The sequence below is a fragment of the Streptomyces sp. NPDC003697 genome, assembly GCF_053587115.1.
In genome coordinates this window covers 25,504-38,475 of the sequence record NZ_JBSFNN010000043.1, presented here as the reverse complement: position 1 = coordinate 38,475, position 12,972 = coordinate 25,504, and the positions used below count along the sequence as shown (strand labels likewise).

Sequence of the window (12,972 nt, the reverse complement as noted above, 5' to 3'; positions counted from 1 at the left end):
ATGACCTGTAATACCGACGGCCCCGACGATGACGCGGTCGCCGCGTACGTAGCCAAGTACGTCACCAAAGGCGCGAGCGAGACAGGCGTCGGTACCGACCATCCGCCCACTGCCAGCGACGACATCGAATCGGCACCCGTGAGCGAACACGTCCGCACCCTCATGCGCACCTGCTGGCGCCTGGGCGGCCTACCCGAATATCGGCCTCTCCGCTTGAGGGCCTGGACCCACACGCTCGGTTACCGGGGGCACATCCTCACCAAATCCCGCGCCTACTCCACCACCTACGCAGCACTTCGTGCCGAACGCGCCGACCACGTGGGCCACGCCAACCTGCCCGAGGCGATCACGGAGCGGCACTGGCGCTACATCGGCTCCGGTCACACCCCTGGTGCTGCCCTCATCGCGGCCGGGATCGCGGACGACCTTGCAGAGTCCCGACGGCTCGGCCTAGAGGCGAGGCAGGAGGAGGAATGGTGCCGATAACCCGTCGAACCGAATGTGAACCTCGGCAGCCTCGGTGCTCGTCGCTGCTTCGGCCTTCCGACGACAAGACCATGAGCCTGATCGAGAGCGAGATCGTGATCATTGACGATGACGGCACGGAAGAGCAGTTCGACCCTGCGGTGTGGTTCGAGTGAAACGAGCTGGTGTCAACTCAGATCCGTGGCATTGCCCGATGCTCAGACACGCAGCTCTGCACGGTGGCGTGGGAGCCGCTTTGACTCCGGTAGTCACGTCGTGGGAGGTGGCTGCGGCGGCTGCGCCTGACCGGCAGTATTCGATGAGTTGTTTGCGGCTCGCGCCAAGAGCCTCATGTCATCGGGGTCACTCCGATGAAGCACAAAGACCTTCGCGAGCGCGAGCAAACTTGGGCCGCACAAGATGACGGACAGCCAAGGAGCTGAGTCAACGACCGCGATACCCGTAGCCAGGAGAGCGATAGAAATCACTGCGCCGACAGTGATGTTGACGACGTGCCGACGATGGCTCAGTTGCTCAACGTGTGCAGCGGCATCCCGTTCCGCTGCCTCGCGCTCCGCGCGCGCCTGCCGCTCGCCCTCATCCTTCTGCGCTCGAATGCGCTCCTTCTCCAGCTCGTAGTTCAAACGAAGACGCAGCACAGTCTCCTCTGAACGTAGAGCCCGCTCAGCCTTCGCCGTCGCGAGAGCCGCCCGAAAGACTTCCGGAGGCGCTTCGGCCCACTGCGCAGCAAGCCGATGCGCCTCCGCCGCTAGGAGGTTCTCGATCAACTCAGGTTGCTGGTGTTGCGGGATGGGTAGAGATCCTGCGTCGTCCATCGTCACTCTCGGGTCCCCCCACCGCCACTGTTGACGGGTTGGTAGTGATCTCTACCAGCCGCTTCCGGAGGCGGTCCAAGCTTTAGAAACAGTGCAATCAGATCGGAGTTGACGGCCTCCCGCGCCTCGCGAGTGAGGCGTCGCGCCTCACCCAGGTTCAAAGAGCGAAACTGACCCGAGGTACCTAGGTCAGTGTCTTCAAGCTCGTACGAAGCGTTGCCGATAATCCTTGCCACCTGCGTTGCGTGGGAAGCGAAGAGATCATCGAGCGATGGGACATCGCGAGCCGCTTCCGAAGCTGACAAATCCTCATCCCGAAAGGACATGTCCGGGCTCTCAAGGGCGGCGCACGGCTCGGGCGCCCCTGTGACGGCGGTCTCACGCAAGGTGAGCTCAGAGAGGGCTTCCGTATAGGACGAGTTGGCGCCTCCGGCCATCTGCCGAAGCCCTTCGAGCACGATCATGGCCTCAATGGTGCGACCTGCAGCGACGTGGGCGCTCATGGCCTCTAGAAGGCGGTAGCACGTGGCGGGACTGTCCAAGGCAGGTTGATGTTTGAGTCGATCGCGGATTTGCGCCACGTATCCGAGCGCCTGGCCCAAGGCGTCGGTGAGAACGGGCTCAACAGAGCGTCCCTGTACAACGACGATTCGCAGCAAGATGTCGAGGGCTTCGTCGTGGCGGCCGATGACATTCAGGGCGCGCGCGAGCTTGTTGCGGGCGGTGAGGGTGCGGCGGTCGTCCGGGCCGTGCAGTCGTTCGCTGTCGGCCAGTGCCCGCTCGCGCAGGTCGAGGGCTTCCTGCGTACGTCCGGCGTCGCTGTAGGAGTCGGCGAGCTTGTTGCGGGCGGTGAGGGTGCGGCGGTCGTCCGGGCCGTGCAGTCGTTCGCTGTCGGCCAGTGCCCGCTCGCGCAGGTCGAGGGCTTCCTGCGTACGTCCGGCGTCGCTGTAGGAGTCGGCGAGCTTGTTGCGGGCGGTGAGGGTGCGGCGGTCGTCCGGGCCGTGCAGTCGTTCGCTGTCGGCCAGCAGTCGCTCGCACAGGTGGAGGGCTTCGAGGTGGCGGCCGGTTGTGGTGAGGGCGCGCGCGAGGTTGTTGCGGGCGGTGAGAGTGTTGGGGTTGTCCGGGCCGGCGGTGCGCTCGAATCCGGCGGTGACCTGCTCCCAGTGGGCGACGGCTTCGAGGTGGCGGCCGGTTGTGGTGAGGGCGCGCGCGAGGTTGTTGCGGGCGGTGAGAGTGTCGGGGTCGTCCGGGCCGGCGGTGCGCTCGAATACATTGATGAGTTGCTGCCAGCTCTCAATGGCTTCGTCGTGGCGGCCAGCGGCAGCAAGGAGGCGCGCAAGTCTGTCCAGAGCTCGGGTCGTTTGACGATGATCAGGGCCGAACGTGACTGCCGCCTTCGCTAACGCCTGCTTGGCGTTCCGTACATCGTCCGGCATCTCGCTCACGCGCTCACCCCCTGACTCCCATCGTGCCGTATGACGACTACAGAAGTCACCTGTCTCCGTGCTAGTGACTCGCGAACTAGTGTCTCGTGATCCTGTTCGTGTCAGTTCGAGTTGTTATTGACAAGTTTCTTCACGTTGGTCGCGACGAGTCGGACCTTCGCGAGGACCTCGCCGGCGGTCGCGGTCCAGGTGAACGGTTTCGCCGTCGTGTTCCAGGAGTCGATGTAGTCGCGGATCTGTTTGATCAGGACGTGGACGCTGGAGAACGTGCCACGACGGATGGACTGCCGGGTCAGGATTCCGAACCAGATCTCGATCTGGTTCAGCCACGAGGAGCCGGAAGTCCTTGCCGTTCCGGGTCGGCTTGCACTCGCCGAGCACTTCGCCGGTGCTCACGTTCAGGGCGGCGAACAGGTTCGTGGTGCCGTGCCGGACGTAGTCGGCGGTGCGCTTCTCGCTCGCCGCGAAGGCGACCGGCAGTACCGGCTGGGTCCGGTCCAGCGCCTGGATCTGCGTCTTCTCATCAATCGAGAGGACCACTGCGCCGCCCGGCGATGCCAGATACAAGCCGATCACATCGGCCACCTTCTCCGCGAACGCGGGGTCTTTGGAAATCTTGAAGGTGCCGGATCGGTGCGGCTTCAGGTGCTCTTCCCGTCAGACGCGCGCGACGTAGTGCCAGGACACGGTGACGTTCTCGGTCCGCTCCAGGTACTTCGCCAACTCCCGGGTGGACCAGTGCGAAAGCCCCGTGCCGTCCGGTGGCGTCATACGCGTCAGCGCAATTACCCGGGACCGCACCCTGGCCGGCACCTGTTCCCGTGCGCCACCGGGACGCTCCCCTTCCAGCCCGCCCAGGCCCTGCTCGGCATAGCGGGCCTTCCAGCGGTCCACGGTCGGCAGCGACACCCCGAGCAGCTCGGCAATGTCCTTGCGTCGACGTCCCTCGGCCGACCACAGCACGATCCGGCCCCGCGTGGCTATAGCCGCAGGGACATCCCTGCTGTTCACCAACTCCCGCAACTCAGCGGCCTGTTCCACGGAGAGCTCCATACCAAAAGACCCTGCCACACAAGATCAAGTAACGCTGACGGAATCACGAGACACTAGGCCAACCAGCCCAGACCATGGGGCCTTGAGGGAGTCCGTGAACGATCTCTCAGAAGGCCTCTGCGAAGTCGTCTTCCTTGAGTATCAGCCGCTTCCGCACGTCTTTGGGGATCACGATTTTCATGCGGATGTGCGGTGCTCGTACTCCCTTAACCTTGGTCCGCGTGATCACGCACTTGACGCCGACCCGGAGCAAATCGGCGGCCATGGCCTCCATGCCGCCCTCCTGCCATCGGGACCGGAACGTCTTGCCGTTGTGCACGGCGACCCACCGGTCCTTCGTCGATTCCGGGTCGATGGCCTCCAGCTGCTTGATGAGGTCGTCCATCGTCTTCTCAGCCTGCTCCTTGGTGAACCGCGTTTTCGTGAAGCGGCCTTCGGGCTCCAGCCCAGTCATGTAGTAGCTGATGGACTGTTCGAGGCGCTGTAGCTCCTTGCGAGCCTCGGCACCCTGCCGGTACTCGCGTGTCATGACCGGCTCGTCACCCAGAACCCTCAGGACGTCGTCCACGAGCTTGCTGTAGATCTCATCGGGGTTAGGGGCGCCGTGACCCCCGGCCTTGCACTTGCCGCACCGCAGGTACGAATACGATCGTCCATTGACTCGGTTCTGCTGCACTGTCATGTTCGAGCCGCAGTCATGGCAGATCAGCACGCCGAGGAACTTCGTCGCGCCACCGGGGTGCCGTGTTGGCTGGTTCTTCCCTCGGCTGTCCAAGACGTCCTGAAGGCTCTTGAACTCTTCCTCGGTGAAGATCGGGTCGGCCACGCGGATGGGCTGGGCGTTGCCGCCAAGGACGATCTTCGAGCGGCGTACGCCCCCGTTCTTGTCCTCTTCTACGCGGTACCCCATGAGCGCAGGGTTCCTGAGACGGCGAAGCAGCGTCGATGCTGTCAGCCCCGGTCCACAGAGGCCGGCGCGTACGAGGACCTTCGCCATGCGTCGGGCGGACGCGGGTTCGGCCCGCAAGACGGCATTGCGGCACCAGTGCAGTGCTCGGTGTGCGTCCTCGTTGATGGCGAGTACGACCCTGCCGTCCTCGTTCTCCGCCGTCTCGTATCCGTACGCGGGCTTGCCTACAAGCCAGTCACCCTGAGTCTTCGTGTAGTCCCAGAGGCTCGCTACGCGTGTGCTCGTGTTGGCCGCCTCGATCTCAGCAATGCCACCGATGATCGTGACCATGATCTTCCCTGCCGTGGTGGTCAGGTCGATCGAGTCGTTCTTGGAGACGAGGTTCTTCCCGTACTTCAGACACCAGTCGATCATGGTGCTGAGGTCGGTGAGTCGCCGCACGAAGCGATCCAGCTTCCAGAAGAGGATCTCGTCGAACTCTGGTGCCCGGTTGTTGAGCCAGTCCCCGAGCTGCTTGCGCTTCCACGGTGGAACCTTCGTGGCCGACACGTTCAGATCGCTGGCCACGCCGACGACTCGACAGCCGCGGTCCAGGGCCAGCTTGCGCAGGTCGAGTTCCTGACGAACCGGTGAGGTCGTGTCATCGGTGAGGACGGACAGCCGCACGGACAACAGGGCCCGCGGGGCGTCGTCAGGTAAGAGCGCCTCCGCCCTCTTCAGCTCCTCCAAGAGGGCTAAGTCGGCCTTGGTCCACTCGGCCTCAACTGCGTATTGAGCGCGGTCAGTTGCCGCTCGCGTCCTCGTTCGCTTCCCCATGACCAGCACGGTAGCGGTTATAGGACCGTTGGTGAATGGCCGCAGATGGACACGTCCATCCAGGTGGGTCCGACGGGCAAGAAACTGCTGCCTTTGACGGTGGTCAACAAGTAGTCGTCCCCTGGGGTACCGCAGTGCCGTACCGGATAGGGTCCTGCGGTGGACATCACAGATCTGACGCCTCTGGAACGCCGTATCTGGCAGGCGTTTCGGGGCGGTCTGACGATCGACGTCCGCCGAGACGAGGATCAGGGATCCACGACCGCACAGGATGAGGAGCGGACGGTTCGGGCTGAGGTCATCCGGGCCCTGCTCCTGGGAGATTCGTCCGAGCCCGGCGAGGCGCCTGCTCTGTTCCTCGCCGGGGCCAGGGTCGCTGGTGTCCTCGACCTTCGGCATGCGGAGATACGCCACCCGATCCGTCTGGCCTCCTGCCATTTCCAGAACCCCTTGGAGCTCGACGGGGCGCAGACCCGCCAACTCGATCTCAGCGGGTCCTGCCTTCCGTCTTTGACAGCCACGTCTCTTCGTGTCGACGGTGCGCTCCGGCTCACGAATTGCCAGATAGCGGGCAGGGCCCGGCTCAACAGTGCCGAGATCTCCAGCGGAATCTTCCTGGACGGCGCGCGCCTCGGGGATGGTGACGGATGGGCGCTCCAGCTCGATCACGCTTCGGTAGGTGCTGATCTATGGGCACCGGGACTCGTGGCACTGGGTGGGATCAGCCTCCGAACGGCTCATGTCGCGGGAGCTGTCGATCTAGAAGACGCTCAAGCCAGGAATGTGAACGGCGATGCCATCGACGCTGCGCGGGTCACCGTGGGTACCGTCCTCAACGCTGGTGGCCTCACTGCTGAGGGCCGGGTCAGGCTCACCGGTGCCAAGGTCGCGGGCTGGATCTCGTTCGTCGAAGCCAGGCTCAGCAACCCCGGCGGCGTCGCACTCGGTATCAGCAGCTGTGAAGCCACCCAGCTGACGCTGAGGGACGCTCAGCCGGTCTCCGGCGACGTCAGAATGCACTACGCCAGCTTCAAGGTCATCGAGGCTGCGCCACAGGTCTGGCCGGCCGCGGTCCGCCTGGACGGACTGACCTACGAGGCGCTGACCCCGCGCCTTCCCGCCGCAGACCGACTGGCATTGCTGCGGCGCGATGCGGACGGCTTCGTCCCGCACAGCTACGAGCAGCTCGCGGCCTCCTACCGCCGCGTCGGTGATGAAGCCGAGGCCCGCACAGTCCAGCTCGCCAAGCAGCGACGACGCCGGACCGCTCTGCCTTGGTACGCCAGGCCATGGGGGTATCTCCAGGATGCGACCGTGGGCTATGGCTTTCGTCCCATCCGTGCATGTGGCTGGCTCACGGCCCTGCTCCTTCTGGGCTCAGTCACGTATGGAGTGCACCATCCACCCCCGGTCGAGCCCGGCAAAGGCCCAGGGTTCAATGCCCCCGTCTACGCCCTGGATCTCCTGCTGCCGATCATCGACTTCGGTCAGCAGAGTGCCTTCGCGCCCACCGGCGTCTATCAGTGGCTGTCCTACCTCCTGATCGCTGTCGGCTGGGTTCTCGCCACGACAGTCGCGGCAGGGATCACACGCAACCTCAGCCGCCAATAGCGCCGGCCGGCGTGAAAGATGGACACGTCCCTCCAGATCGACCCGACCGGCAAGAAGTTGTTTCCTCTGACGGTCAAGAACGCCGAGCCGGCGCCGAGCGGTCACGCGCACTGAGGTGGGCGAGGCGCTGGATCGGGTGAAGCCCGTTCCAGGCCCGGGCTGACCGCGTGGCCGATGAGCCCCCTCCCGTACGCACGGGAGGGGGCTCATCGGCAGGTGACGGCCTGTCAGTCCCCGGTGATGTGCGGTCAGGTGGGGGAGGAGTCAGGTCTGTCCGGTTCGCGGCGAGTTGTCTTGCTCGTGCGACGGGCCGTTGCTATGGCTGGGTCACCCGACCCCAGGGAGCATGCCGTGCGTCTGAAGCGCCCCTTTGCCCTTCCTCCGCGTTCACGTGTCCGCGTGTTGCTCTGCGCTGTCGCGGCCACCGCCCTGACGACGCTCACCGCCGCGACGAGTGCCCCCGATGCGGGCGTCCGGACCGTGGCCGACCCGGCAGCCGTGGTCCGCGAGTGGAACGCCATCGCCACTGACACGATCAAGACCGGTCTCGGCCCGCGCCCCTCCGGGCAGGCGGTCATCTGGCACGGATTCGTCTCCGTCGCCGTGTACAACGCCGTGGTGGGGATCGAGGGCGGCTACGCCCTGTACAAGTGGCGCGAGCGCGGTCCGGCCGAGGCGTCATCGGCGGCGGCCGCCGCCACTGCGGCCCACGACGTGCTGCTCACCTACTTCCCCGCCTCCAAGGAGCGGATCGACACGTCCTACGCGAACTCGATCGCCGCTCTTCCGGCCGGTCGTGCGAGGGACCGGGGCGTCGCCTACGGAAAGCGCGCTGCCGCTCGCATCATCGAACTCCGGGAGGGGGACGGCAGGTTCGCGGACGTTCCGTTCACCCTGTCGCCGGCACCGGGGGTCTGGCGTCCCACCCCGCCCGCGTTCCAGCCCTTCATCGACACCTGGCTGGGCAGGCTCCGTCCCCTCCTGCTCGCCTCCGCGCGGCAGTTCCGCCCCGGCGCACCGCCCGCCCTCTCCTCGGCCGCCTATGCCAGGGATGTCCGGGAGCTGAAGGCCATGGGCGCGAGGACCGGCTCGGGCAGGAGCGCGCGGCAGACCGAGACCGCCCTCTTCTTCAGCGGCAACCTGGTCGAGCAGGTGCAGACCGCCGTACGGGACCACGCCGCCCGGCACCGGCTGGGCATCGCCGGGACGGCCCGGCTGTTCGCCGCGGTGAACGCCTCGGCGACCGACGCCGTCGTCACGGCGTGGGACGCCAAGCTCCACTACGGTTCCTGGCGGCCGATCACCGCCATCCGCCTCGCCGACACCGACGGCAATCCCGCGACGACGGCGGACCCGGCCTGGGAGCCGCTGCTCCTCACTCCACCGCATCCGGATTACATCGCCGGCCACACGACCGTCGCCGCTGCCGTGGTGCGCGCCCTGACCGGTGTGCTCGGCACCTCGCGCATCGACCTCCATGTCCCGTCGGAGGTCACCGGCACCACGCGGTTCTACGGCTCGGCCGCGGACCTCGACCGGGACGTCGTCGATGCCCGCGTGTGGGGCGGCGTCCACTCCCGCACGGCGGACGTGGCCGGTCAGCGGGCCGGCACGCAGGTGGCCGCCTGGGCGCTGGACCACTACTTCCAGCCGGTCGCGAAGCACGGCACCCAGCCGCTTCCGGCCCGGGGGAGGCACCCTTCGTCGTGACGGTGCTCCGTCCGGGCCCGCCCTGCTCGACGAGGCCGGCTGAGGGCCGTCCCGTACGGACCGGCGGCCGAAGCCACCGGGGGGACGGGCGCGGTCGGCACCGGGGACTCGTGGACGGACACCCGGGCCAGGACCGGCCGCCGCGGGTCCGCCGATGACGACGACGCTCCGGCCGCCGCAGGCGTGAGGCACGCCGTACGGCCGTGACGCCTGTGAGTCCCTGCCCCGCGAGGGGCGGGGACTCACAGCTGTCCGTGCGGCTGCGTCCGTGGCCCACGGGTGGCGGTGACCTGCCCCGACGGTCGGTTCCGGTTGCTTGGGCAAGTCCGTGTCCCGGGTGGCGATTGCTGGATACAGTCGGACCGTCACTGCTGGTCGTGGGGGCAATCAGTGTGTGGTCGGCGGTCGCCGACGTCCTGGGGAGGGCCTGTAGCGCATGAGTCGTCGCTCTGCTGGTTTTGTCGGTGCCTGGGCTGAGATGCAGCGTGAGCAGCAGCGCCAGGTGGAAGCCGAGGCGAGGCGGCGTCGGGAGGAGGCGCGCCGGGCGCGGGCCCACCAGCGTGGCCACCGGGAGTACCGGCAGGCGGAGGCCAGGCGGCGGACGGAGGAGCTGGAGGCCGAGGTCGCGGCCTTGCAGGGGCTGCTGGCTGCGGGTTGCCGGACGCCGGCTTTCAGGGCGTCGTCCCTGATGCGCGCGGAGGAGGTCCCGCCGTTCGATCCGGGGCCGCAGGCGTGGCCGGTGCGCATGCCCGATCCGGGCCACTACCAGGTGCAGGGCGGCTGGACGGCCGGCCGGCGAGCGCAGGCGCAGGCCGAGGCACGGGCTCGTTTCGAGCGCGACTGGTATGCCGCGCAGGCCGCCGAGGCGCAGCGGCAGCAGCAGTTGGCGGCGTTGCGGCGGGAGTACGAGCAGAGGGTGGGGGCGCAGCGGGCGGAGGTGCGCCGGCACAATGCCGGGGTCGTCGAGGTGACGGAGGGGGTCCGGCGGGGCGAGCCCGACGCCGTGGTCGAGTTCTTCTCCGCCGCTCTCCACTCGTCGTCGGCGTGGCCGCAGGGGTTTCCCCGGCAGGCGTCGGCGGCCTACGACTGCGCGGCGCGGCAGCTGGTGCTGGACTGGGAGCTTCCCGGGTACGGCGTCGTCCCGGAGGCGAAGTCGGTGCGGTACGTGGTGGCCGACGACCAGTACCGGGAGACGGCGCGCCCGGTGAGCCGGCGCCGTGCTCTGTACCGGGAGGTGCTGGCGCAGAGCGTGCTCCTCGTCCTGCACCAGCTTTTCGCCGCGGACGAGTACGGCGTCCTCGACTCGGTGGCGCTGAACGGCTTCGTCGATGCCCGCGATCCGGCGACGGGCAGGCGGGCGCAGACCGTCCTGGCGACCGTCATGGCGCCGCGGGCGGTCTTCGCCGATCTCCGTCTGGAGCAGGTGGACGGGGTGAGCTGCCTGACCGAGGCGTTGCGGGGGCAGCTCGCGGCCCGGCCCGACCAGCTCGCTTCCGTGCGGCCGGGCCGGCGGCCCCAGGACGTGGGTGGGCCGGTGGCCGCGCGGGGCGACGGTGACGAGCCGGATCTGTACGTCATGGATCCGGTCGCCTTCGAGTCCCTGGTGGCGGAGCTGTTCCGGGCCATGGGGATGAGGGCGGTGACGACGCAGCGCTCGAACGACGGTGGCGTGGACGTCGACGCGCTGGACCCGGCGCCCATCCGGGGCGGCAAGATCGTCGTTCAGGTGAAGCGGTATCGCAACACGGTGCCTCCGACGGCGGTGCGCGATCTGTACGGCACCGTCCAGGACGCCGGTGCCAACAAGGGCGTGCTGGTCACCACGTCGGGTTTCGGCCCCGGCTCGCACACCTTCGCCCGCGGGAAGCCCCTGGAGCTCGTGTCGGGGAGCGAACTCGTCGACCTGCTGCACCGGCACGGGCTGCGCGGACGGCTGGGGGAGGGAGGGCGGGCCGCCCCGGCGCAGCCGGCGCCTGCCGGTGCCGCGGCTCCGTCCGGCGACCGCAATGTGCTGGGCATGACGTGGTCCGGTGATGTGGCGTTGGACGTGTGTGCGCTGGTGTGTCGCCACGGCCGGGTTCTGAGCGAGGACCATTTCGTGTTCTTCAACAACCCGGGGACTCCGGACGGCGCGGTACGCGCCGTGCCCGCGGTGGCGCCGGACCGGGCGGCGTTGCGGGTCTCCTTCGACGCGCTGCCGGCGGCGGCCGACCGGCTGGTGCTGGTCGCTGCCGTCGATCCGGAGGTGAACCCGGGGGCGGACCTCTCCGGGTTCACCGAGGCCGGGATCCGGTTGCTGGACCCGGCGATGACCGAGCTGGACCGGCTGGAGGTCTCCGACGGCCGCGCCCGGGAGACGGCGCTGGTGCTCGGCTCGTTCCGGCGCAGGGCCAACGGCGACTGGGACTTCGTGCCGGGTGGGAAGGGCTACCCGGGGGGTTTGGAACAGCTCGTCCGGGACTACGGCATCGACGTCGAGTAGGTGCGCCTGGCGTCATGCGTGGTGTCGGGCACCCGTGGCGGGGGCAGCCGTCCGCGGCCCGGTCCGGCGGGCAGGGGCCGGTGCCGTTCGGCGGTCGGGCGGACCCGCGGGACGCGGGTCCGCCCACTGAGTGGCGCCGGAGGCTCCCTCCGTGGCGGCAGGGGGCTTCTTCGTGCCGGTGGGCTGCTCGGGCGGCGGCCTGTGCGGGGTTCGACGGGTGTGGTCGGGGTGGGCGCGCGGCGGTGGGTGCTCGTCCGTTCGCGGGGGCGCCGGCGCGGAGGGCTGCCGTGTGCCGACCGCCAGGGCGGGCATTTGGGAGAATGCTGGGGAGGTGTACGTGGTGGGTGAGGACGGCTTCGGGCTGGACGATGTGTTGCGGGGTGCTGAGGCAGCCGCGCCCGTGGAGTCTGTGGACGTGGTGGCCCGCAATGTGGAGAAGCGCTTCGGGGCGCGGGCGGTGTCGTTCCTGTTCGTGGATGTGATCGGGCAGCAGGTGGTGCGTCTGCCCCGGGCCGGGGAGATGCGGCGGGGTGCCGGCATGGAGCGGACCGGGCTGCGTGGCAGCGTGTACGACCGGGTGCTGCGGAGCCAGCGTCTGCACCAGGAGCCGGACGCCGACGGCGGGGTCCGGCTGGTCGCGCCCGTGACGAACCGGGGGGACTGCATCGGCGTGCTGGAGCTGTCGGTGCCGTACGTGGACGACGCGGTCCGGGACGGGGTCCTGCAGGCCGCTCACGCGCTGGCGTACATCGTGGTCACGGATCGGCGTTTCACCGATCTCTACCACTGGGGCAAGCGCACCACCCGGATGACCCTGGCCGCCGAGATCCAGCATCAGCTCCTGCCGTCGGCGCCGTGCTGCGAGGCCCCCCAGTTCACGGTGGCCGGTGGCCTGGCGCCGGCCGACGACGTGGGCGGCGACACCTTCGACTACACGCTGGACGACGACACCCTGCACCTGTCGATCACCGACGCCATGGGGCACGACATCAACTCCGCCCTGCTGGCCACCCTCACCGTCAACGCGCTGCGGTGCGCCCGTCGGGCCGGCGGCGGGCTCGTCGACCAGGCCCGGACGGCGCACGAGGCGCTCCGGGCCCACGGCCGGGGCATCACGACCGGGCAGCTGTTGCGCCTGGAGCTGGACACGGGGGTCTGCACCCTGGTGAACGCCGGTCATCCGTGGCCGCTGAGGCTGCGTGGCACCCGGGTGGAGGAGGTGCCGCTGAAGGTCAACCTGCCCTTCGGTGTGCCGGCGCTGCCGTCCCCCTACCAGGTGCAGCGGCTCGACCTGCGGCCCGGCGACCGGTTGCTGCTGCTCACCGACGGGATGCAGGAGCGCGCCGCGGCCGCCGTCGATCTGACGCAGACGCTGCTCGACACCCGCGACCTGCACCCCCGTGAGGTGGTGCGCGCCCTGATCGAGGCGGTCCACGACGTCTGCGGCGGCGACCTGCCCGACGACGCCACGACCATGGTGCTGGACTGGCACGGCCCGCGGCCGGACGGACCCCGCGGCGGCCCCAGCGCCTACGGATGATCGTGGGTCGTGGCCGGGCCGGGGCGGCGGGCGTGGCTCCGGGCCGCGGACGCGGATCGCGGCACGCCGGCTCCGGGGTACTCCGGCGCCGTGCCCGCGGCCCG

At 68.6% G+C, this 12,972-nt stretch carries 11 protein-coding genes; 6 read left to right on the top strand and 5 right to left on the bottom strand.

Translation table 11 applies throughout. The features are described 5' to 3' along the window. Entirely contained in the window at positions 1-486 is a 486-nt protein-coding gene (locus tag ACWDNY_RS18625; RefSeq protein WP_451646846.1) for a replication initiator, read from the top strand. After that, a complete protein-coding gene (locus ACWDNY_RS18620) occupies positions 474-641 on the top strand; it encodes a hypothetical protein (RefSeq protein ID WP_451646845.1) in 168 nt (55 codons plus the stop codon). Before ACWDNY_RS18625 ends, ACWDNY_RS18620 begins: the two co-directional genes overlap by 13 nt. Before the next feature lie 93 nt (positions 642-734). On the opposite strand, the gene ACWDNY_RS18615 is transcribed toward ACWDNY_RS18620, so the two are convergent. The 5 genes from ACWDNY_RS18615 to ACWDNY_RS18595 form a co-directional block, all read right to left on the bottom strand. Then, positions 735-1,307: a hypothetical protein gene (locus ACWDNY_RS18615; protein ID WP_451646844.1), complete on the bottom strand. Its 573-nt coding sequence runs from the start codon at positions 1,305-1,307 to the stop codon at positions 735-737. Next, positions 1,304-2,737, bottom strand: a complete 1,434-nt coding sequence (locus ACWDNY_RS18610; RefSeq protein WP_451646859.1) for a tetratricopeptide repeat protein — start codon at positions 2,735-2,737, stop codon at positions 1,304-1,306. Before ACWDNY_RS18610 ends, ACWDNY_RS18615 begins: the two co-directional genes overlap by 4 nt. Positions 2,738-2,860: 123 nt before the next feature. Continuing rightward, positions 2,861-3,331, bottom strand: coding sequence for a hypothetical protein (locus tag ACWDNY_RS18605; RefSeq protein ID WP_451646843.1), 471 nt, complete (start codon positions 3,329-3,331; stop codon positions 2,861-2,863). 72 nt (positions 3,332-3,403) lie between these two features. Then, complete coding sequence (locus ACWDNY_RS18600; protein WP_451646842.1) at positions 3,404-3,787, bottom strand: helix-turn-helix domain-containing protein; 384 nt, start codon at positions 3,785-3,787, stop codon at positions 3,404-3,406. Positions 3,788-3,905: 118 nt separating this feature from the next. Continuing rightward, positions 3,906-5,525 (bottom strand): recombinase family protein, encoded by a 1,620-nt coding sequence (locus tag ACWDNY_RS18595; protein ID WP_451646841.1) that lies wholly within the window; start codon positions 5,523-5,525, stop codon positions 3,906-3,908. Between the two features lie 159 nt (positions 5,526-5,684). Here ACWDNY_RS18595 and ACWDNY_RS18590 point away from each other — a divergent pair, with 159 nt between their 5' ends. The 4 genes from ACWDNY_RS18590 to ACWDNY_RS18575 all read left to right on the top strand — a co-directional run bounded on the left by ACWDNY_RS18590 (position 5,685) and on the right by ACWDNY_RS18575 (position 12,868). Beyond that, the gene (locus ACWDNY_RS18590) at positions 5,685-7,136 is read left to right on the top strand and encodes a membrane-associated oxidoreductase (protein ID WP_451646840.1); all 1,452 of its coding nucleotides are present in this window, start codon (positions 5,685-5,687) and stop codon (positions 7,134-7,136) included. Positions 7,137-7,535: 399 nt separating this feature from the next. Next, positions 7,536-8,846, top strand: coding sequence for a vanadium-dependent haloperoxidase (locus tag ACWDNY_RS18585; RefSeq protein ID WP_451646839.1), 1,311 nt, complete (start codon positions 7,536-7,538; stop codon positions 8,844-8,846). A 436-nt stretch (positions 8,847-9,282) separates the two neighbouring features. Further along, entirely contained in the window at positions 9,283-11,328 is a 2,046-nt protein-coding gene (locus tag ACWDNY_RS18580) for a restriction endonuclease (RefSeq protein ID WP_451646838.1), read from the top strand. A gap of 337 nt (positions 11,329-11,665) precedes the next feature. Further along, a complete protein-coding gene (locus ACWDNY_RS18575; RefSeq protein WP_451646858.1) occupies positions 11,666-12,868 on the top strand; it encodes a PP2C family protein-serine/threonine phosphatase in 1,203 nt (400 codons plus the stop codon). Positions 12,869-12,972 lie beyond the last annotated feature (104 nt).